The organism is Stackebrandtia albiflava, from assembly GCF_007994225.1.
Classification (GTDB): Bacteria; Actinomycetota; Actinomycetes; order Mycobacteriales; family Micromonosporaceae; genus Stackebrandtia; species Stackebrandtia albiflava.
Genome location: NZ_VLLL01000005.1, coordinates 488,447 through 508,465, shown reverse-complemented (window position 1 = coordinate 508,465; position 20,019 = coordinate 488,447). Strand labels below are relative to the sequence as shown.

23 protein-coding genes and 1 riboswitch are annotated in these 20,019 nt (G+C 69.9%); of the genes, 7 read left to right on the top strand and 16 right to left on the bottom strand.

Annotation, left to right across the window (positions count from 1 at the left end; genetic code table 11):
* Positions 1 to 84: 84 nt before the first annotated feature.
* The 3 genes from LX16_RS03280 to LX16_RS03270 form a co-directional block, all read right to left on the bottom strand.
* Entirely contained in the window at positions 85 to 1,467 is a 1,383-nt protein-coding gene (locus LX16_RS03280; RefSeq protein WP_147132866.1) for a glycine--tRNA ligase, read from the bottom strand.
* A gap of 198 nt (positions 1,468 to 1,665) precedes the next feature.
* On the bottom strand, positions 1,666 to 2,400 hold the full coding sequence (locus LX16_RS03275; protein WP_158645463.1) for a hypothetical protein: 735 nt from the start codon (positions 2,398 to 2,400) through the stop codon (positions 1,666 to 1,668).
* On the bottom strand, positions 2,397 to 2,795 hold the full coding sequence (locus tag LX16_RS03270) for an antibiotic biosynthesis monooxygenase family protein (RefSeq protein WP_211354262.1): 399 nt from the start codon (positions 2,793 to 2,795) through the stop codon (positions 2,397 to 2,399). The genes LX16_RS03275 and LX16_RS03270 overlap by 4 nt, the downstream gene beginning before the upstream one ends.
* Before the next feature lie 162 nt (positions 2,796 to 2,957).
* Between LX16_RS03270 and LX16_RS03265 the strand changes: the two genes are divergently transcribed.
* Positions 2,958 to 3,284, top strand: a complete 327-nt coding sequence (locus tag LX16_RS03265; RefSeq protein WP_147132860.1) for a DUF6703 family protein — start codon at positions 2,958 to 2,960, stop codon at positions 3,282 to 3,284.
* 26 nt (positions 3,285 to 3,310) lie between these two features.
* Here LX16_RS03265 and LX16_RS03260 read toward each other — a convergent pair whose 3' ends face one another.
* From LX16_RS03260 to LX16_RS03240, 5 genes are all read right to left on the bottom strand, one after another.
* Positions 3,311 to 3,709: a Fur family transcriptional regulator gene (locus LX16_RS03260; protein ID WP_147132857.1), complete on the bottom strand. Its 399-nt coding sequence runs from the start codon at positions 3,707 to 3,709 to the stop codon at positions 3,311 to 3,313.
* A complete protein-coding gene (locus LX16_RS03255) occupies positions 3,706 to 3,990 on the bottom strand; it encodes an ArsR/SmtB family transcription factor (RefSeq protein WP_147136949.1) in 285 nt (94 codons plus the stop codon). The genes LX16_RS03260 and LX16_RS03255 overlap by 4 nt, the downstream gene beginning before the upstream one ends.
* Before the next feature lie 163 nt (positions 3,991 to 4,153).
* The gene (locus LX16_RS03250; protein WP_147132855.1) at positions 4,154 to 5,008 is read right to left on the bottom strand and encodes a metal ABC transporter permease; all 855 of its coding nucleotides are present in this window, start codon (positions 5,006 to 5,008) and stop codon (positions 4,154 to 4,156) included.
* Positions 4,957 to 5,751, bottom strand: a complete 795-nt coding sequence (locus tag LX16_RS03245) for a metal ABC transporter ATP-binding protein (RefSeq protein ID WP_147136947.1) — start codon at positions 5,749 to 5,751, stop codon at positions 4,957 to 4,959. The genes LX16_RS03250 and LX16_RS03245 overlap by 52 nt, the downstream gene beginning before the upstream one ends.
* Entirely contained in the window at positions 5,751 to 6,710 is a 960-nt protein-coding gene (locus tag LX16_RS03240; RefSeq protein WP_170283840.1) for a metal ABC transporter substrate-binding protein, read from the bottom strand. Before LX16_RS03240 ends, LX16_RS03245 begins: the two co-directional genes overlap by 1 nt.
* A gap of 225 nt (positions 6,711 to 6,935) precedes the next feature.
* A riboswitch (TPP riboswitch) is annotated at positions 6,936 to 7,036 on the top strand.
* Positions 7,037 to 7,074: 38 nt separating this feature from the next.
* Here LX16_RS03240 and LX16_RS03235 point away from each other — a divergent pair.
* The 3 genes from LX16_RS03235 to LX16_RS03225 are packed head-to-tail and all read left to right on the top strand — an operon-like array spanning position 7,075 to position 9,896.
* On the top strand, positions 7,075 to 7,668 hold the full coding sequence (locus LX16_RS03235; RefSeq protein WP_147132850.1) for an ECF transporter S component: 594 nt from the start codon (positions 7,075 to 7,077) through the stop codon (positions 7,666 to 7,668).
* A 6-nt stretch (positions 7,669 to 7,674) separates the two neighbouring features.
* The gene (locus LX16_RS03230; protein ID WP_147132848.1) at positions 7,675 to 9,111 is read left to right on the top strand and encodes an ABC transporter ATP-binding protein; all 1,437 of its coding nucleotides are present in this window, start codon (positions 7,675 to 7,677) and stop codon (positions 9,109 to 9,111) included.
* Positions 9,099 to 9,896 (top strand): energy-coupling factor transporter transmembrane component T family protein, encoded by a 798-nt coding sequence (locus LX16_RS03225; protein WP_147132844.1) that lies wholly within the window; start codon positions 9,099 to 9,101, stop codon positions 9,894 to 9,896. The genes LX16_RS03230 and LX16_RS03225 overlap by 13 nt, the downstream gene beginning before the upstream one ends.
* A gap of 34 nt (positions 9,897 to 9,930) precedes the next feature.
* Here the strand turns inward: LX16_RS03225 and LX16_RS03220 are convergent, their stop codons facing one another.
* The 3 genes from LX16_RS03220 to recO form a co-directional block, all read right to left on the bottom strand.
* On the bottom strand, positions 9,931 to 10,485 hold the full coding sequence (locus LX16_RS03220; RefSeq protein ID WP_147132841.1) for a hypothetical protein: 555 nt from the start codon (positions 10,483 to 10,485) through the stop codon (positions 9,931 to 9,933).
* A 105-nt stretch (positions 10,486 to 10,590) separates the two neighbouring features.
* On the bottom strand, positions 10,591 to 11,484 hold the full coding sequence (locus LX16_RS03215; RefSeq protein WP_147132839.1) for an isoprenyl transferase: 894 nt from the start codon (positions 11,482 to 11,484) through the stop codon (positions 10,591 to 10,593).
* Complete coding sequence (recO, locus tag LX16_RS03210) at positions 11,385 to 12,179, bottom strand: DNA repair protein RecO (protein ID WP_147132836.1); 795 nt, start codon at positions 12,177 to 12,179, stop codon at positions 11,385 to 11,387. The genes LX16_RS03215 and recO overlap by 100 nt, the downstream gene beginning before the upstream one ends.
* A gap of 147 nt (positions 12,180 to 12,326) precedes the next feature.
* Here recO and LX16_RS03205 point away from each other — a divergent pair, with 147 nt between their 5' ends.
* The 3 genes from LX16_RS03205 (at position 12,327) to LX16_RS03190 (ending at position 16,037) form a co-directional block, all read left to right on the top strand.
* A complete protein-coding gene (locus tag LX16_RS03205) occupies positions 12,327 to 13,025 on the top strand; it encodes a Crp/Fnr family transcriptional regulator (RefSeq protein ID WP_147132833.1) in 699 nt (232 codons plus the stop codon).
* A 293-nt stretch (positions 13,026 to 13,318) separates the two neighbouring features.
* On the top strand, positions 13,319 to 13,897 hold the full coding sequence (locus LX16_RS03200) for a hypothetical protein (protein WP_147132829.1): 579 nt from the start codon (positions 13,319 to 13,321) through the stop codon (positions 13,895 to 13,897).
* A 361-nt stretch (positions 13,898 to 14,258) separates the two neighbouring features.
* Complete coding sequence (locus LX16_RS03190) at positions 14,259 to 16,037, top strand: chitinase (protein ID WP_147132823.1); 1,779 nt, start codon at positions 14,259 to 14,261, stop codon at positions 16,035 to 16,037.
* 23 nt (positions 16,038 to 16,060) lie between these two features.
* Here LX16_RS03190 and LX16_RS03185 read toward each other — a convergent pair whose 3' ends face one another.
* From LX16_RS03185 to ybeY, 5 genes are all read right to left on the bottom strand, one after another.
* Positions 16,061 to 16,876, bottom strand: coding sequence for a hypothetical protein (locus tag LX16_RS03185; RefSeq protein ID WP_147132820.1), 816 nt, complete (start codon positions 16,874 to 16,876; stop codon positions 16,061 to 16,063).
* A 109-nt stretch (positions 16,877 to 16,985) separates the two neighbouring features.
* On the bottom strand, positions 16,986 to 17,891 hold the full coding sequence (gene era, locus LX16_RS03180; protein WP_147132817.1) for a GTPase Era: 906 nt from the start codon (positions 17,889 to 17,891) through the stop codon (positions 16,986 to 16,988).
* A gap of 29 nt (positions 17,892 to 17,920) precedes the next feature.
* Positions 17,921 to 18,247: a cytidine deaminase gene (locus LX16_RS03175; RefSeq protein ID WP_147132814.1), complete on the bottom strand. Its 327-nt coding sequence runs from the start codon at positions 18,245 to 18,247 to the stop codon at positions 17,921 to 17,923.
* A complete protein-coding gene (locus tag LX16_RS03170; RefSeq protein ID WP_147132811.1) occupies positions 18,247 to 19,536 on the bottom strand; it encodes a hemolysin family protein in 1,290 nt (429 codons plus the stop codon). Before LX16_RS03170 ends, LX16_RS03175 begins: the two co-directional genes overlap by 1 nt.
* A 6-nt stretch (positions 19,537 to 19,542) precedes the next feature.
* Positions 19,543 to 20,013, bottom strand: coding sequence for an rRNA maturation RNase YbeY (gene ybeY, locus LX16_RS03165; RefSeq protein WP_147132808.1), 471 nt, complete (start codon positions 20,011 to 20,013; stop codon positions 19,543 to 19,545).
* Positions 20,014 to 20,019: the final 6 nt, after the last annotated feature.

Genomic DNA, 20,019 nt, shown 5'->3' with positions numbered 1-20,019 from the left:
GTCCGGCTTGACGCGGCGCACCGCGACCGGAGACGTGAGGGGCCGTACCCGTCGATCCGGGTACGGCCCCTCACTCGTGTCCGATCAGCAGCCCGGCAGCCGCTCGATCAGGTAGCGCTCCACCTGGGACAGCCCGACCCGTTCCTGCTTCATCGAGTCGCGGTCCCGCACGGTCACCGCGTCGTCGTCCAGGGTGTCGAAGTCCACCGTCACGCAGAACGGCGTACCGATCTCGTCGGCCCGGCGGTAACGCCGCCCGATGGCACCCGCGTCGTCGAAGTCGACCATCCAGCGCTTGCGCAGGTCCGACGCCAGCTCACGCGCCTTCGGCGACAGCTTCTCGTTGCGCGACAGCGGCAGCACCGCGACCTTCACCGGCGCCAGGCGCGGGTCGAACCGCAGGACCGTCCGCTTGTCGACGCCGCCCTTGGTGTTGGGGGCCTCGTCCACGTCGTACGCCTCGACCAGAAACGCCAGCACGGAACGGGTCAGGCCCGCCGCCGGCTCGATCACGTACGGGGTCCAGCGCTCGCCCTTGGCCTGGTCGAAGTAGGACAGGTCCACACCGGAACCGGCCGAGTGCACCGACAGGTCGTAGTCCGTGCGGTTGGCGATGCCCTCCAGCTCCTCGAAGTCGCGGGCGCTGAAACCGAACCGGTACTCGATGTCCACGGTGCGCTTGGCGTAGTGGGACAACTTGTCCTTGGGGTGCTCGTACCGGCGGAGGTTCTTCTCGGACAGGCCCAGGTCGAGGTACCAGTTCCAACGCTCGTTGATCCAGTACTCGTGCCACTCCTCGTCCGAGCCGGGTTCGACGAAGAACTCCATCTCCATCTGCTCGAACTCGCGGGTACGGAATATGAAGTTGCCCGGTGTGATCTCGTTGCGGAACGACTTACCGGTCTGCGCGATGCCGAACGGCGGCTTCCGGCGCGCGCTGGTCTCCACGTTCTTGAAGTTGACGAAGATGCCCTGGGCGGTCTCGGGCCGCAGGAAGTGCAGGTTCTCCTCGTCGTCGACCGGGCCGAGGTAGGTCTTCATGAGACCGTTGAACATCTTCGGTTCCGAGAACGCGCCACGGGTGCCGCAGTTGGCGCACACCAGGTCGGCGAGGCCGTTGGCCGGTTCCCGGCCGTGCTTGGCCTCGTACGCCTCGACGAGGTGGTCGGCGCGGTAGCGCTTGTGGCACGACTGGCACTCGGTCAACGGGTCGGTGAACTCCCGGACGTGGCCCGACGTCTCCCACACCTGGCGGTTGAGCACCACCGCCGAGTCGATCCCGACCACATCGTCGCGCTGCTGCACCATGGTCTTCCACCACTGGCGGCGCACGTTCTCCTTCAGCTCCACACCGAGCGGTCCGTAATCCCAGGCAGAGCGACTACCACCGTAGATCTCACTGGAGGGGAACACGAAACCACGGCGTTTGCAGAGACTGACGAGAGCATCGATACTGTCGATTGACACGGTGAGAATCTTCCATCCGGCTGGCGGTCGGTCTTGGGACTGCCAGGTGAACAGGCCAGGCAGTGAGCACGCTGGCGGAACCAGGCGGTGCGTGGCCGCCGATCCCCGTCCGGGGATCGCCGCGACCGATGGACAAGCCTACTTGGCGCCACCGGATGACCTCAGCGGGGAGCCGTCATATCGACCGGTCGTCCCAGCTCAGTCACTCCGCCAGCCGCAGACCTCCATCTCCATGCTCTGCTGACCCATGACGATTGTCAACGTGATTGTGACCGGTGGGCCCGAACGCCGCTGCGCCTCGACCGGCACCAGGAGGGAACCGTCCATGGCGTCGGTGGCCGGGCGCAGTTCATAGGCCGACACGCCCATCGGCCGCCACTCCGAGGCGAACTCCGAGGCGGTGAGGTCGTCCCGGAGTTGTTCGCAGGTCTGCGAGTAGGCGTCCTCGAGCTCACCGGCGACGATCGCGTCCATGAACCGGGCGGCGGTCTCCCGGGTGCGGTCCATGATCTCCTCGTTCGCGGCCGTCAAGGCCACCACGCCGCCCGCGATGCCGCCACCGCACAACAGGACGGCCGCCACCGCGGCGAGGACGATCAGCAACGTCAGGCGGTTGCGGTCGCGGTCACGCGGCGGCGCCGCGAACGGCACGCGGGTGCCCAGGTGACGCGGCGCCGACACCGGTGCGTCGGGCACCCGCGCCGGATCGGTCACCGGGGCCGACTCCGGTGTGAACGGCGGACCCGCCGCCGGGGCGGGCCCGTCCGCCGGTGGTGTGGCCGTCTGCGGCGGTCCGAGCGCGGGGCCGCCACCGTGTGAGGTGGCGGTGATCGGCGGCTCCGGAGCAGGTTCCGGCGTGTCCGGTTCCCGGACCGGATCCGGGGGCGTCCCGGGGGACGAGGACGACGGGCCGGGTTCGACGGGCCGGTTCATCGGGCCGCCGGATCGCCGGGTTCACCGTCGCGGTGTCCGATTCCCGGCGCCCGATCGGAGTCGTGTTCGGCGATGACGCCGCCCTCGGCCGACAACAGCACCTCGAACGCGGAGGGCTCGGGTCGTGCCCGGGCCAGCAACGGCGTGGCGAACATCTTGACATCGTATGCGGAGAGGGCACGACGGTACGCGCCGACGGATTCCCACTCGGTCACCAGTGTCAGGCAGTCGGGTTCGTCGAGGCTGCCGGCGAACCGTCCCCGCACGAATCCGGGCCGGTCCGCCAGGGCCGCCAGGGCGGCCCGCGCCGACTCCCGGAACTCGGCCGCGTCGGCGTCGGGTTCGATGAAGCGGTTCACCACCATGACACCGGTGGGTTCGACGGTGGACGACATGGCCATGACGCTACCGGAGCGGGCCGTCCCGCCACGCGTGAGCCGGGGGCTCCCGAACCGGTCGCGCCGTCGTCTCCGCCGCCCGCGGGAGGACGTTCCCGGCCGAAGCGGTTACTGTGTAGGCAGCCGCCGACCCGATGACCGGATGGGAAGTTATCCGCCGTGACCAGTGATTCCAGTACGTCCCGGGGGCACGCCGACGACATCGGGCCGTCCGACGCCCCGGCACCCGACGGCCCACAACGACTGCTGCTGTGGCTGGAGGGGCTGCCGAAGGTGGCGGTGTTCCTGTCGGTCCTGGTCATCACCGTGGCGATCCTGATGACGCCGGGCAAGGCGGGAGCGGTACTGACACTCGTCCTGGCCGGGGCGGCCGGGTATCTGGTGTTCGCGACGTGGCCGCGCCACACCGCCCGGGCCAGTCGACTGGCCCGGGTCCTCGTGGTGTTGGCGCTGGCCGTTCTGGGAGTCGGCAAGCTCTTCCTGTGAGCCGCCGCCGCGCGGTGTGCCCGGCCTCAGCCGGCGCAGTCGGCGCAGCGGCCGAATATCTCCAGGGTGTGGGACACGTCCGAGAAGCCGTTCTCGGCCGCGACGGCGTCGGCCCAGCGTTCCACCGCCGGCCCGTCGACCTCGACGGTGCGGCCGCAGTCGCGGCACACCAGGTGGTGGTGGTGTCCCGAACTACAACTGCGGTAGAGGTGCTCACCGGAGGGCATCCGCATCACGTCGATGGTCTGCGCGTCGGCGAGGGCCTGGAGCGTGCGGTACACGGTGGTGAGCCCGACCTTGGTCCCGCGTTCCCGCAGCATGGTGTGGAGTTCCTGCGCGCTGCGGAACTCGTCCACGTCGGCGAGCAACTCCATGACGGCGGTCCGTTGCCGGGTGCTCCTGGTCATCGTCGGGGTGTCGTTCATGAATGCCCTTCCCCTGCGTGATGAATGGCGTCTGCCACGATGTGCGCGATGTGGTCGTCGGTCAGCGTGTAGGCGATCTCCCGGCCACGACGCTCGCCGCGCACCACACCGGCACCCCGCAGCACCCGCAGGTGTTGGGATATCAACGGTTGGGGGGCGGCCAGCGCCTCCACGATCTCGTGGACGCACTTGGCGCCGCCGGCCAGCTCGGTGACGATGGCGATTCGCATGGGAGCCGCCAGTGCCCGAAGCAGCTCGCCCGCCGCCTGGTAGTCGGTCATCGTCCTGATGTCGGTCTCCTCCAGCTCGCCGCCGGGCACCGGAAGGCCACGGCGGGGTCGGCACCGGTCCGGCGTCGGGTGGACGGCCGGGCTCGGCTGACCCGCTCTAACCGTATCGCCCCCCGGCGAAACGGAACCGGCGGCGAGGCTCGGAGTGTCCACGTCAGCCCGCGCGGGCCGCCCCCAGCGGTGAACGGTGGTGTCTGCGGCGCACCGCCGTCAGCACCCCGCGCGCGACGGCGAGCACCACGAACATCCCCACGGCCGTCAGCACCACGGCGGCGCCCGGCGGGACGTCGAGCAGCCCGGCGGTCACGACTCCGGCCCCCGACGACAGCAGGCCCAGGCCCATGGCCGCGTACATGGTGACGGCGAATCCCCTGGTGAACTGTTGGGCGGTCACGACGGGGACCACCAGCAGCGCGCTGATCAGCAGCAGCCCGACGGCCCGCATCGCCACCGAGACGGTGACGGCGGTCGTGACGGCCAGGAGCAGGTTCAGGGTACGGACCGGTAGTCCGGCCACGACGGCGTGCTCCTCGTCGTGGCAGATCGCGGCCAGCCAGGGCCGCAGCAGCAGCATCGCGGTGACGACGACGGCGCCCAGGATGCCGATGACCCACAGGTCCTGCACCGTGGTCGACATGAGGTCGCCGAACAGGTACTCGGTCAGGTTGGCGTTCGTCTTCCCCGACGCCAGCGAGGTCACGAAGACCCCGCCGGCGATGCCGCCGTAGAACAGCAGTGCCAGGGCCACGTCGCCGCTGGCGCGTCCCCTGCCGCGGATCCACTCCACGGCGACGGCCCCCAGCGCGGTCACCAGCAGTGTCGTCCACAGGGGAGACGTGTTGGTGAGGAACCCCACGGCGACGCCGGTCAACGCGACGTGGCCGAGGCCGTCGCCGATGAGCGCCATCCGCTTCTGCACCAGGAAGACCCCGACCGCGGGTGCGGCGACCCCGACGATCAACGCTCCGGCCAGGGCCTGGAGCATGAAGCCGTAGGTGAAGATCTCCATAACGCGGCACTCCACATGTCGTGATGGTGGGCCGGATCGTGGGGGTGGTCACCGGCCGGGTCGCGGGTGGCCCTCGCCTCCGCGGCGGTGACGTCGCGTGCGACCTCCCCGTGGGACAGTACGACGCACCGGTGGATCAGTGACGCCACCGGGCCGAGTTCGTGGGCGACGAGCAGGACTCCGCAACCGTGTGCGAGCCGGTCCGCCAACAGGGTGGCGAACAGTTCCTGGTTCGCCGCGTCCACGCCCGCCGTCGGTTCGTCCATGACGAGCAGGTCCGGTCGCGTCGCGAGTGCGCGCGCGATGAGCACCCGCTGCTGCTGGCCGCCGGAGAGGGTGCCGACCGCATCGCCCGCGCGGTCGGCGAGCCCGACCGCCTCCAGGGCCTCCGCCACGATCCGGCGGTCCTTCGCACCGGCGGGCCACGGGATCCGCCGGTGGGCGAGTCTTCCCGCGGCGACGACCTCGGCGACCGTGGCGGGCACGCCTCCTCCGGCTCCCAGGCGCTGCGGCACGTATCCGATGCGCCTCCACTGCCGGAACCGCGCGACGGGGACGCCGAACAGGGCGGCGGTGCCCGCCGACAACGGCACCAGCCCCAGGGCCGCCCTCACCAGAGTGGACTTTCCGGAACCGTTGGCGCCCAACAGGGCTACCGCCTCTCCCGGTTCCACGGACAGGTCGACTCCGCGCAGCACCGGCCGGTCGTCGTACCCGACGACCGCCGACTTCACGTCGACGATCACGATTCACATCCGAGTGCGGTGACCAGGGTCGCCAGGTTGGCGTCCATGATGGAGAAGTAGTCCTCGGTGCTGCCCTCGGCCAGGCCCTCGATCGGGTCCAGGACGGCGGTGTCGGCACCGGTCTCGGCCGCGATGGTCTCCGCCACGTCGGGCGACACCAGGGTCTCGTAGAACACGGTGGTGACCCCGTGCTCCTCGACGTAGTCGGTGACCTGGCGGAATGCCTCGGACGTCGGCGCGGCGTCGGGCGTGAGCCCGGAGACCGCCACCTGGTGCAGGTCGTATCGGTCCGCGAGGTAGCCGAAGGCGGCGTGGGAGGTGACGATGTCGCGACTGCGGCATTCGGCGAGACCGTCCTGGTAGCGCTGGTCCAGCGCGGTGAGCTCGTCGACGAGTGTGCCGGCCTCGGCGCGGTAGTGGGACTCGTTGGCCGGGTCGGTCTCCGCCAGCCGGTCGGCGACCGCCTCGGCGATCTCGGCCAGCTTGGTCGGGTCGAGCCACACGTGCGGGTCGAGGCCCGACTCGTCGTGATGGTGCCCCTCGTGCCCCTCCTCGGCGTGCTCACCCTCCTCACCGTGTTCGTGCGAGTGGCCCTCGATCAGTTCGGTGGCGGTGGCGACGTCGAGCGCCTTGTCGGGCGCGTGTTCGGTGATCGCCTCGTCCACGGCGGGCTGGAAACCGGCCAGGTAGATCACGAGGTCGGCGTCGATGAGGTCGGCGACCTGCTGCGGGGCGAGCGTGAGGTCGTGGGGTTCGGCGCCGGCGGCGGTGAGGCTCTGCACGGCCACGTGGTCACCGCCGATCCGCTCGGTGACGAACTGGAGCGGGTAGAACGAGGCGACGGCGGTCACGTCGGCGTCGGAGGCCTCGTCGGTTCCTCCGCAGGCGGCCAGGGCGAGGGCGGTCACACCGGCCACGGTGATTCCGGCCAGCCGCCGGGTCAGGGGTGTGGTCATGCCACCAACCATGCCCGGTATTGACAATCATTGTCAACAACGCATGGGTCGTCGCCGATGCCCCTCCTACCGTCGCCCTCACCGGCTTCGCGCCGGTACGACCGCAACGACGTCGCATCCGAAGGACTCCCATGCCCACCGGAAGCGGAGGCAGCCGTGCCCGGGTTGACCAAGATCACCGGATCCGTGGCCACCTACGGGGCCGTCCACGGTGCTAAGGTCGGCGCAAAGCGACAGGGGAGCCCCCACGGGCTGAGAGTGCGACATCGCAGACCCTCGAACCTGATCCGGTTAGTACCGGTGTAGGAAGTCGAAAACCCTCACTCTCCCTGTCTGTGCCCACATCGACCAGGGAGGTCAGACAATGACGACGAGATCCGCCGGAAACCGGTGGCGCACGGTGGACATCGTGGTGGCGGCGGTGCTGGCCGTCGCCTTCGGTGTCGTCTTCTGGGCCTGGGGCTTCGTGTGGGAGAGCATCGAGGTCGCCCTGGCGTTCTATCCCCCGCTGAAGGCGCTGGTCTACGGCCTTTGGCTGATGCCGGCGGTCCTGGCGCCGCTGATCCTGCGCAAACCCGGCGCGGCCGTCTTCACCGAAGGGCTCGCGGCGACCATCTCCGCGCTGCTGGGCGCCTTCTGGGGCCTGGCGACGGTGTGGCAGGGACTCGCGCAGGGCCTCGCCGGGGAGGTGGCGTTCCTCGCCGGCGGTTACCGCCGCTGGAACCTGGTCACCGCCCTGTTCGGCGGCCTCCTCACCGGTCTCACCGCCACCATCTGGGACTGTGTCGTCTACTACCCCACCCTCTCGTTCACCGCGTTCCAACTCCCGTTCGTACTGATCGGCACCGCCTCGTGTGTGCTGATCGCGGGACTCGGCTCCCACCTGCTGACCTCGGCGCTGGCGAACACCGGTGTCCTCGACCGGTTCGGCGCCGGCCGGGACCGGATGGCCGTCTGAGTCGTCGTGGCGAAGGTCGAACTACGCGGCTTCGGCTGGCGGCACGCCGGCCGGCGGCGTCCGGCCGTGTCCGGCGTCGACCTGCGCATCGACTCCGGCGAACGGGTGTTGCTGCTGGGCGCCTCCGGGTCCGGCAAGAGCACCCTGTTGACCGCGATGGCCGGTCTGCTCCCCGACGACTCCGGGGAGCAGACCGGCCACGTCACCGTCGACGGCCGGGCCGCGCGTGACGCGCGCGACCGGATCGGCGTGGTGTTCCAGGATCCGCAGACGCAACTCGTCATGGCGCGCGCGGGTGACGACGTGGCCTTCGGCCTGGAGAACCGCGGAGCCGACCCCGCGGGCATCCCGGCCGCGGTCCGGCGCGCACTGGACACCGTGGGCTTCCCGTATCCCGCCGACCGCGCGACACACGCGCTGTCCGGTGGGGAACAGCAGCGCCTGGTCCTGGCGGGGGCCATCGCCACCGGCCCCCGCCTTCTCCTGTTGGACGAACCGACCGCCAACCTCGACCCCGCCGGCGCGGCGCTGGTCCGGGAGGCGATCTCCGGTGTGCTGACGGAGAATCCCGACACGACGATGGTCCTGGTCGAACACCGGGTCGCCGAGGCGCTTCCACTCGTCGACCGGGTGGTGGTGCTGGGCGCCGACGGAGGTGTACTGGCCGACGGACCCGCCGCCGAGGTGCTGCACCGGCACGGCGAACGGCTCGCCGCCCAAGGGGTGTGGGTGCCGGGCACCCCCGTCGACCGGCCCCGGCGAAGCCCCGGCACCGGCCCCGCACTCGTGACGGCGCAACGGGTCGGGCTGCGTCACCCCGACGCCGACCGGGCGGCACTGGCACCGACCGATCTGCGGATCCACGCCGCCGAACTCGTCGCCGTCACCGGCGCGAACGGCTCCGGCAAGAGCACCCTGGCGCGCCTGGTGGGCGGGCTGTCCACACCCGGCACCGGCGCGGTGTACTCCACCGGAGACCGCCGTCCGCTGCACCGGTGGCGGGCCGCACCACTGGCGGCCCGGATCGGTTCGGTGTTCCAGAACCCGGAACACCAGTTCGTCACCTCGCGGGTCCGCGACGAGTTGAACCTGCGCCCACGACGTCACGCCGACCCGCCCGCCCGGATCGCCGCCCGCACCACCGAACTACTGGAACGGCTCCGGTTGGAACACCTGGCGGAGGCGAACCCGTTCAGTCTGTCCGGAGGTGAGGCGCGGCGGCTGTCGGTCGCCACCGCACTCGCCACCGCACCGGCCGTGCTGGTGTTCGACGAGCCGACGTTCGGCCAGGACCGCCGCACCTGGCGGGAACTGACCGACCTCATCGCCGGGCTGCGCGACTCGGGCACCGGCATCCTGGTCGTCAGTCACGACACCGACTTCGTCACCGCGGTCGCCGACCGCCGGTTGTCCATGGTGGAGGGGGAACTGTGCTCGGCCTGACTCCCGTCGCGGATCCCGGGGCGTTCATCGCCCGCCGCAACCCGGTGGTGAAACTCGCCGTGGCGACACTGCTGTCCCTCACCGTGCTGTCCTCACTGGATCCGTTGACCCCCGCGCTGGTCCTGCTGCCGGTCCTCGCGCTGCTCCCCCTCACCGGCGTGAGGGTTGGGCGGTTCGCCCACCGGTTGCGGTTCCTGGTCCCGGCGGCGGCCGCGGTGGTGGTGATGAGCGCGGTCTTCGCGGCGGACAAGACCGGCCGCACGCTCGTGGAGTTCGGGCCGGTCCTGGTGACCGCCTCCTCGCTGGAGACCGGTGCCGCCCTGGGACTGCGGGTGGCGGCGGTGGCGGTGCCCGGGGTGCTGATCATGGCCACGACCGACCCCACCGAGCTGGCGGACTCACTGGTACGGCAGTTGCGTGTCTCGGACCGGTTCGCGATCGGCGCCCTGGCGGCCCTGCGGCTCATGCCGTTGCTGGCCGAGGAGTGGCACATGATCCGCATGGCGCGGCGGGCACGGGGAATGGACTCCGGTGGCAACCCGGTGACCGGTGCGCGGTTGTTCGCGTCCACGACGTTCGGCCTGCTGGTGGCGGCGATCCGCAAGGGCACCCGATTGGCGACGGCGATGGACGCCCGGGGGTTCGACTCCGGTGTCCCGCGCACCGGTGTCCGCCGGGTGCGCGTCGACGCCGCCGACCGCTGGATGCTGGCCGGGGTCGCCGCCGGTTGCGCGGTGGTGCTGTGGACGTCGATCGGCCTGGGCGTCTACCGGCCACTGTGGTGAGACGGGCGCCCGGCAGGGCGCCCGTCCGTCACCGCTACTCGGGCCACACGTCCGTCAGGCACGACGTGGGAAGGTACAGATCGAACCGCTCGTAGTCGGTGATGACCATCCAGACCTCGTACCCGTCGGCTCCGCACAGCGAGTGGGCTCCGCCCATGGTCACCGCGCCGCACCGGAACCGTTCACCCCGCGAGGCGGTGAACAGCACCTGCGCGGTGGGTTCCGGCGCGGTCCTCACGTCGGCGGTCGCCTCGTCGACCTCGACGTGCCGCGTCTCGCACACCGCGCCGTCGTCGGAGTCCGCGGTACCGGCCGACCAGGCGGGTCCCGTCGTGGCCGTCAGCGCCACCGCGACCCCGATCGCCGCGGCACGGAGCGTCCGGCCGGCGCGGGGCGACCGGTTCGTCGGCCGCCGGGAACCCGGCGGCCCCGTCACGGGACGGCGGGTCTCCCGGCCACCGGGACGGTCCCCGTCCCGGATCCTGCGGCGTTGACCGGATCCGCCTCCGCAACCGTCGGCCGTGCCGCGACGCCGCGGCGTCGCTCCACCGCTCCCCGGGACACGGCCCTCGATGCCACGTGTGTTCATGTCTTCCCCCTCTCGACGGCGGCTCCCCAGCCGCCCGCCGAGCAGGTTAGAACCCCCTGTCAACACTCCGTGCCGACGAGGCGACTCCGAGTGTCCGGAAGGGGCTCAACCGGTGGGCTCGGTCTCCACCACGGGGTTGGGGATCGCGCCACCGTACCGCCGGTCCCGGGAGGCGTACATCTCGCAGGCGCGCCACAGGTGACGCCGGTCGAAGTCCGGCCAGAGCACGTCCATGAACACCAGTTCCGCGTAGGTCGCCTGCCAGGCGAGGAAGTTGGAGGTGCGCTGCTCACCCGAACACCTCAGGAACAGGTCCACATCGGGCAGTCCGGGGTTGTACAGGTACTTCGCGAAGGTCTTCTCGGTCAACTTGTCGGGATTGATCCGCCCCGCCACCGCGTCACGGGCGATGGCCGCCGCCGCGTCGGTGATCTCGGCCCGGCCGCCGTAGTTGACACAGAACTGGAGGGTGATCACGTCGTTGTTCCGCGACATCTCCTCGGCGACCAGCAGCTCCTTCAACACGCTGCGCCACAGTTTGGGCCGCCGGCCCGCCCATCTGATCCGCACTCCCATGGCCGACAGTTCGTCCCGCCGCCGGTGGATGACGTCCCGGTTGAAACCCATGAGCCAACGCACCTCGTCGGGCGACCGGCGCCAGTTCTCGGTCGAGAAGGCGTACGCCGAGACGGTCTTGACGCCGAGCTCTATCGCGCCCTCGATGACGTCGAACAGTGAGGACTCACCCTGCTCGTGACCGAAGGTGCGCGGTTTCCCACGCTGTTTGGCCCACCGGCCGTTACCGTCCATCACCAGCGCGACGTGCCGGGGGACCAGGTCTCGGGGGATCGCGGGCGGACGCGCGCCCGACGGGTGGGGGGACGGGGGACGGAAACGGCTCAACGCTTCTCCACGCTTTCGGCGACGGGTGCCGCGACCGGACGGAGTTCGGTGCGCTGCACGTAGGACAACGAACGCACCGATCGTTCCAGATGCCATTGGAGGTGCGCGGCGACCAGGCCGCTGGCCTCGTTGCGGGCCTGCTGCGCGGTGGCGGTGGCGGTCCGCCAGTCGCCGGAGGTCAAGGCGCGCATGAGGGAGAACGCCTCCGGTGACGGGTGGGTGGAGCCGGCCGGACGGCAGTTCCGGCACACGCAGCCCCCGGCGGCGACCGAGAACGCCCGGTGCTCCCCGGGCAGGCCGCACACCGCGCACTCGGTCAGCGCCGGGGCCCATCCCGACACCCGCATCGACCGCAGCAGGTAGGCGTCCAGTACCAGCGGCGGCGGATACGCGCCGTCGGCCAGGGCGCGGAACGCACCCAGCGTCAGTTGGAACACCCGCAACGACGGTTCGTGGTCCTCCGGGGTGAGCCGTTCGGCCGTCTCGCTGATGGCGCACGCGGCCGTGTAGCGCTGGTAGTCCTCGGCGATGCGCCTGCCGTAAAGGTCTACCCCGACCACCTGGGTGACGGTGTGCAGGTTGCGTCCCTCGATGAGCTGGAGGTCGACGTGCCCGAACGGCGACAGGCGGGCACCGAACTTGGAGCTGGTGCGGCGGACGCCCTTGGCGACCGCCCGCATACGCCCGGACCGCCGCCCGAACAACGACACTATGTGGTCGGCCTCGCCGAGTTTGTAGGTACGCAGCACCAGGGCGTCGTCTCTGAAGAACCTCCGCTGCATACCCGCCACCCTCCCATTCTGCCCGCCTCCCCCGACACCGCCCATCCCCCACCCGAACGGGGCCGGAGCAGGGCGGGGCCGGATACTTTTGTGTAATGGCGACCCCTACGGCTCGCCTCATTACATTTTCCTACGTGTACTGATACACTTTCATCTGTGAAAGATGTCACAGCCCGATCGATCCTGAGGCCCGAGGACGAAGTCGCCCTGGAACAGGTGAGTCACCTCATCGGGTATCCCGCAAACACGGTCCTCATCCGGCAAGGGGACGACAGCGACTTCGTCCTGTACCTCAGGCAGGGTTTCGTCAAGGCTGTACGACCGGATCCTTCGCAGACCACCCCGGAGCGGGCGGTTCCACGGATCGTCGGCCTGACGGGACCACGGGGCGTCGTGGGCGAGATGGCCGTGATCACCGAGGCGAAGCGCACGGCCGACATCGTCGCTGTCACGGACGTCGAGGCACTGTACATCCCCGGGTCGGTGTGGCTCGAATTCCTCGACCAGAACCCCCGCGTCGTCCTGTCGTTGTACCGGAACGCCGAGAGGCAGCGCGCGGCACTGACCGACAGACGTGTCGAATCGGCACTGAGCACGGATCAACGGATCGCCAAGGCACTCCTGGAACTGAAGGCGTCCGGCATGGGGGTCGACGACTCCGGCGGCCTGCGGTTCCAGAACATCGGCCAGCTCGACATCGCCGGCCTTGCCGGAATGTCGAGGGAATCCGTCGCACAGAGCCTGAAACGGTTCAAAGCCCGGCAGATCGTCGAGACGGGACGGCGGCTGCTCATCATCAGAGATCTCGATGCGGTCCAGAACATCGCCGCGCTCGAGATGAGGTCGTCGGCGTGACACTGACGGGAGGCCGCGATGTTAAGGAATCTACCCCCCTATTTGCAGCTCCTCGCCATAGCCGGGCCGATCACCGCCGTGATCGTACGATCCTGGCTACGGCATCGGGCCACGATCATCCGGGCACGCATCGAATACGAGACGACTGTGGCCCGCGAGAAGGCGCGCTCCGAACGCCTGAGGTATTCGCTTCAGGACACGGACCCGAGGAACCGCCCTCAGGTCCTGAAGGCCTATCGCAGCGGACAGCCCCCGACGCCTCCGGCGCCGACGGAGCCGGACACTACACCCCGATGACCTTCCGGATGCTGCTGGAGATCTTCGACGATCTCGGACTGTGCAGGGACCATTTCGTCATCTTCGGCAGCGCGCCGATGTTGCTGTACGGGCTTAAGACCACCATCAACGATCTCGATGTGGTCGCCCGCGGTTCCGCCTGGACCCAAGCACAACTGCGGTTCGGTGATCCGAGGGACCAGTTCGCATCGACGCACGGCACCCATAAGATCTTGCGGTTCTGGGGCGATTTCATCGAGGTCTCCGATGGCTGGACCTCACCCGCGTGGGATACCCGACGGATCGACGACATGATCGACGATTCGACCATAGTAGAGGGCTATAGATTCGCCAAACTGCACCATGTGCTGGACTACAAGTGTCACTTGAATCGAACGAAGGACCAAGAGGACATCGACCTGATTCGGTGCGCGCTGTCCCGTTCAGGCGCGGAACACCCGACACCGCACATCTCCGACTTCGACGCCGCCGCAAGGCGCTGGATCGTGGCCGGGTCTCGAGGGAGTCATCGGGGGGCGGGGGTCAGAGTGGGGCCGGACACCGGTGAGCTTGTCGGGGTTGACCTGGGCCCGTAGCCGATGCCCGCCGCCACCGGCTCTCGGAATCCGGTAGGTGACGGCGGCGTACCCCGGCGCGTGCTCGGGTGCGGCGGGCGAGCCGGATGGTCGTCATCATCCCGGTGTATCCGGCTCCGACGACCACGACGCGGGTCCGGTCCTTCACGGTGCCCTCCAGTAGGTGGTCCGTGCGCTGACCCCCATGGGACAAGACGGGAGACGTGACGCGGTCGAGGACGCGCGCCGCATCGCCCACCGGCCCGGCGGGAATTCCAGGGATTGACATATCTGATTAGATTGTTTACCGTTCGGTGAACGCCCCTCCCGACGTCGCCGGCCTCCGCCGACCGACCCCGGCCCGCATCCGACCGGAGCAGTCATGAAACGGCCCCTCCTCCTCATCACCATGGCGGCCCTCGCCCTGATCGCCGGCGTCCTCACACCCGGAGTCGCCCACGCCGCCAACCGACTGGACAACCCCGGGTTCGAGACCGGCGACCTGACCGGCTGGGACTGCGGCACCGCCGGCACCGTCGTCACCACGCCCGTCCACGACGGCGGCCACGCCCTGGCAGCCACCGCGACCGCCACGAGCCACGCCGGCTGCCGACAGACCGTCCCGGTACAACCCGGCACCGCCTACACCCTCTCGGCATGGGTGAGAGGCGCACCGGTCTACCTCGGAGTCACCGGAGGCGCGTCGACGTGGACGAACTCGCCCCAGTCCTTCACCGCGCTCACCGTCACGTTCACCACCGGCGCCACCCAGACGAGCGCGGAGGTCTACCTGCACGGCTGGTACGGCGCGGGCACCTACCACGCCGACGACGTCGTACTCGACGGTCCCGACGGCGGCCCACAGGAACCGGGGGTCCCGCGTGCCCCCGGAACACCGACCGTCCACGAGGTCACCGACTCCGGCCTGACCCTGCGGTGGAGCCCGGTCCAGGGCGAGGTCACCGGGTACCGCGTCCACGAGGGCGACACCCTGGTGGCGACCGTCCCCGGAACGTCCGTCGCCCTCACCGGACTCGCCGCCTGCACCAGCCACACCTACCGGGTCACCGCGTACAACGACGCCGGGAAATCCGCCCGGTCCGCCCCCGTCACCGCCACCACGCTCGGCTGCGCCGACACCGGCATCCCCCGCCACGCGCTGATCGGCTACCTGCACAGCAGCTTCGCCAACGGATCGGGTTACGTGCCGATGTCCGAGGTGCCCGCCGAGTGGGACATCGTCAACCTCGCGTTCGGGGAACCCACCACGCCGACCTCCGGAGACATCCGGTTCCAGCTCTGCCCGGTGTCCGAATGCCCCGGCGTGGAGACCGAGGCGGAGTTCACCGCCGCGATCGCCGCACGACAGGCACAGGGCAAGAAGGTGCTGATCTCCATCGGCGGCGCCAACGGCCAGGTCCAACTCACCACCACCGCCGCCCGCGACAAGTTCGTCCAGTCCGTCTCCGCCATCATCGACCGGTACGGACTCGACGGCCTCGACATCGACTTCGAGGGCCACTCGCTGTACCTGAACCCCGGCGACACCGACTTCCGCAACCCCACGACACCGGTCGTCGTGAACCTCATCTCGGCGCTGCGCACCCTGAAGAACCGGTACGGCGACGACTTCGTCCTCACCATGGCACCGGAGACGTTCTTCGTCCAGGTGGGCCACCAGTTCTACGGTGGCACCGGAACCGGCGACAACCGCACCGGCGCGTACCTGCCGGTCATACACGCCATGCGCGACGCCCTGAACGTCCTTCAGGTCCAGCACTACAACTCCGGCCCCGTCATGGGCCTGGACGGCCGGTGGCACACAATGGGTGGAGCCGACTTCCACATCGCCATGGCCGACATGGTCAAGGCCGGTTTCACCGTCGCCAACACCGGCCACACCTTCCCCGGCCTGCGCGAGGACCAGATCGCGGTCGGCCTCCCCGCCGCCGTGAGCGCCGGAAACGGCCACACCCCGCCCGCCCAGGTGCATCAGGCCCTCGACTGCCTCGTCAAGGGGACGAACTGCGGCGGTTACACACTCCGGGGCGGCACGTCACCGGCGTTGCGAGGGCTGATGACCTGGTCCATCAACTGGGACCGCTACTACGGCTGGGAGTTCCAGAACAGCCACCGCCCCTACCTCGACTCGCTGCCCTGACCAGACCGGCGGACCGGGCCGGATCAATCGGTGTAACCGGACAACCGGTGCCGGGTCTCGGCGGCGATGCGCCGCTGCGAATCGGTCGGCCATCGTCCGTCGCGGAGCAGTCGGCTCACGAGCTCCAACATGGGCGCCGGAACCGCCAACCGGTCCGCCGGTCCCTCCTTAACCGGCCGGCCCGGCGGATCGGCGGCCTCGACCGGCACCGTCACCGACGGATCGGGGCCGCCCGGCTGCTCGGGGATCAGGTAGCGGCGCAACGCGATCAGGATGGCGCGTTCGCTGTCGGCGACGCGGCGCCGCCGCCACGTCGGACAGTCGGTCAACCGGCTGTGCGCGGCACACCACGCCAGGTCCGCGCACTCGGCGGCCTCCACGAGGTGTGACCGCACGGCCGCCTCGACGCCGTCGATCATGATCAGTTCGGCGGTGGCCGTCGCGGCCATGACCGACACCAGCCGGTCGAGTCCCGCCGGGACCCGGGCGCACTGCGCCAACACCCTCGCCGTGAGCGCCGCCTCCTCGACGGCGCAGGCGACCCGATCGGCCAGTTCCGCGAACCGGTCCGGCCAGTAGTCCTCCCCCGTCGCGTGGGGCTCGATGCAGGCGCTCGGGATGGACGGTTCGAGCCGCGTGGCGTCGGCCACGATCCGCAGCGACACCGCGGTGATCTGCCGTCGCAGCACCGAGGGTTCGTCACCGGCGGACTCGTCCGACGACGGCGGATACAGCACCCGGTCCAGTACGGACAACGCCGACGAGCCCCGCCGCAACTCGTCCAGAGCGGGCAGTTCCATCGGCCGCCCCGACGGGTCACCATCCACTACGGACTCCATCGGTCGGTCGGCACCTCGTCGCGAATCTCCCATGCCCAGCACCATGCAAGGATGCCTCAGCCCCGCCACGCCGTCCCCGCGCGCCCGCCGGGACACGGCGGGGTGACGGTCAGAAACCCAGGCGCTGCAGGTACTTCGGGTTGCGCTGCCAGTCCTTCGCCACCCGCACGTGCAGGTCGAGATACACCCGGGCACCCAGCAGCTTGGCGATCTCCTTGCGCGCCCGCGTACCCACCACCCGCAGCCGCGCACCGCCCTTGCCGATCACGATGGCCTTCTGGGAGGAACGCTCCACATAGATCTCGGCGAAGACCTTCTTGCGGGGGCCGTCCTCGGTCTCCTCGTCCTGGATGTCCTCGATGAGCACCGCGATCGAGTGCGGCAACTCCTCACGCACGCCTTCGAGCGCCGCCTCACGCACCAGTTCGGCGATCATCACCCGTTCCGGTTCGTCGGAGATCATGTCGTCCGGGTACAACTGCGGGGATTCGGGAAGATGCGAGGACAGCACCTCGACCAGGGTGTCCAACTGCTCCCCCGCCACCGCGCTGACCGGAACGATGTCGGCGAAGTCGCCCATCTCGTTCACCGCCGTCAACTGCCGCACCAGGGTCGCGCGGTTCACCAGGTCGGTCTTGGTGACCACCGCGACCACCTTGGCCTTGAGCCCGGCGATCTCGCGGGAGATGAACCGGTCGCCCGGTCCCAGCTTCTCGTCGGCCGGTATGCACAGGCCGATGACGTCCACCTCGCTCCAGGTCTGGCGGACCTGATCGTTCAACCGCTCACCCAGGAGGGTCCGGGGGCGGTGGAAACCGGGGGTGTCGACCAGGATCAACTGCGAATCGGGCCGGTGGAGGATTCCCCGGACCACGTGCCGCGTCGTCTGCGGTCGGTTCGAGGTGATGGCGATCTTGGAGCCGATGATGGCGTTCGTCAGCGTGGACTTACCGGCGTTGGGCCGCCCCACGAAGCACGCGAACCCGGCACGGTAGGGCGCTGAAGTCTCATCCATACGCCCATTGTCCCCGTCCGTCGAACCCGTCACCCGCTCACCTGGGAAATCCCGTCCCCCGTCACCTGGTATACCGGCGCGGTGGCCGTCACGTCCCGCACCGCCGCCAGGCCCGCCTCGTCGGCGCCGTCCTCGGCGACGACCGCCGCCGCCTCCAACGCCTCCGCGCCCGCGCCGACGGCCTGCGCCACCGCGAGCTGCAGCGCCGTCAGTCGCAGGCTCGGCAACCGCACCGAGGCCGCCGCGTAGGTGCGGCCGTCGTCGTCGCGTACCGCCGCGCCCTGGGGGGCGCCGATCCGCGCGGCTGCGGACCTGGCCAGGGTCACCAGCTTCTCGTCCTCCGCCGTCAGCTCCATCAGCCGTCCCTTCCGTTGTCGGTTTCCTCCACCGTCACCGCCGGCTCCAGTCGCCGCACGAGGACGGTGTCGATGCGGTTGCGCCTGCCTGCGGTGCCCTCGGCGGTCAGCTCCAGACCGTGCACGACCGCCCGCGCGCCCGGGATCGGCACCTTGCCGAGGGTCTGCGCCATGAGGCCCGCCACCGTCTCCACGTCGCCCTCGGGGATCTCGACGTCGCACAGTTCCGCCAGGTCCTCCAGTGACAGCCGTGCGGTGACCCGCGCCGAACCGTCCGGCAGTTCCTCCACGTGCGGCCGCTCCACGTCGTACTCGTCGGTGATCTCGCCGACGATCTCCTCCAGGATGTCCTCGATCGTGACCAGTCCGGCCGTACCGCCGTACTCGTCGACCACGATCGCGATGTGGATGCGGGCGGCCTGCATCTCCCGCAGCAGGTCGTCCACCGGTTTCGACTCCGGGACGAACGCGGCGTGGCGCATGACGTCCGCCACCGGGGGGTCGTCGCCGCCGCGGGTGCGGCGTATCAGGTCCTTGAGGTACACCACGCCCTGCACGTCGTCGATGTCCTCACCGATCACCGGTATGCGGGAGAACCCGGAACGGAGTGCCAGGGTCAGCGCCTGCCCGGCGCCCTTGCCCGACTCGATCCACACCATCTCGGTGCGGGGGACCATCACCTCGCGCACCGTCGTGTCGCCGAGCGCGAACACCGAGTGGATCATCTCGCGTTCGCCGTGTTCCACCTCGCCGCGCTGCTCGGCGATGTCGACCAGTTCCCGCAGTTCGGTCTGGGTGGCGAACGGCCCCTCCCGGAAGCCCCTCCCGGGGGTCACGGCGTTGCCGACCAGGATCAGCAGCCTGGTCAACGGGGCCAGGGCGGTGCCCAGCCAGCGCACCACCCCGGCACTGGCCAGCGCCACGGGGTAGGCGTGCTGCCGGCCCACGGTGCGCGGGCCGACACCGATGATGACGAAGCTGACCAGGGTCATCACCCCGGCCGTGGTGAGCGACGCCGGCCAGTCCGCGCCCCAGGCGCCGAAGGTGGTCACCGCGACCAGGACGGTCGCGGTGAGCTCGCACACCAGCCGCAGCAGGATGAGCAGGTTCACGTACCTGGGGAGATCGGTGAGGATGTGCTGGAGGGACGCCGCCCCGCGCGCCTCGTCGCGGACCAGTTCGGCGGCACGGGCCGGGGAGATCCGGGATATCGCGGCGTCGGTCATGGCGGCCAGCCCGGCGAACACCACCAGGGCGGCGGCGATGCCGAGCAGGGCTTGAGAAGACATGGCTCGCTAAGTGGTCCGTTCTCCCCGCCAAGTGTCCAGAAGCGACTTCTGAAGGCCGAACATCTGTTTGGCCTCGTCGGGTTCGGCGTGGTCGTATCCGAGGATGTGAAGCACCCCGTGCACGGTGAGCATCTCCAGCTCGTCGGCGGTGGTGTGTCCCGCCGTCTCCGCCTGTCTGGCGGCCACGGTGGGGCACAGCACGACGTCGCCGAGCATGGTCTCCCCCACCGGCTCCTCGTCGTTGGAGGGTCCCCGCCCCACCGACAACTCGTCCATGGGGAACGACAGGACGTCGGTCGGACCGTCGGAACCCATCCACCGCCGGTTCAGTTCGGTCATGTACGGCTCGTCGACGACGAGAATCGACAGGTCGGCCATCGGGTGGACCCCGAGCCGGCCGAGCGCGTGCCGGGCGACACCGCAGATCGCGTCGGTGTCCACCGTGACGCCGGACTCGTTCGATATCTCAATTGACACGGTGTG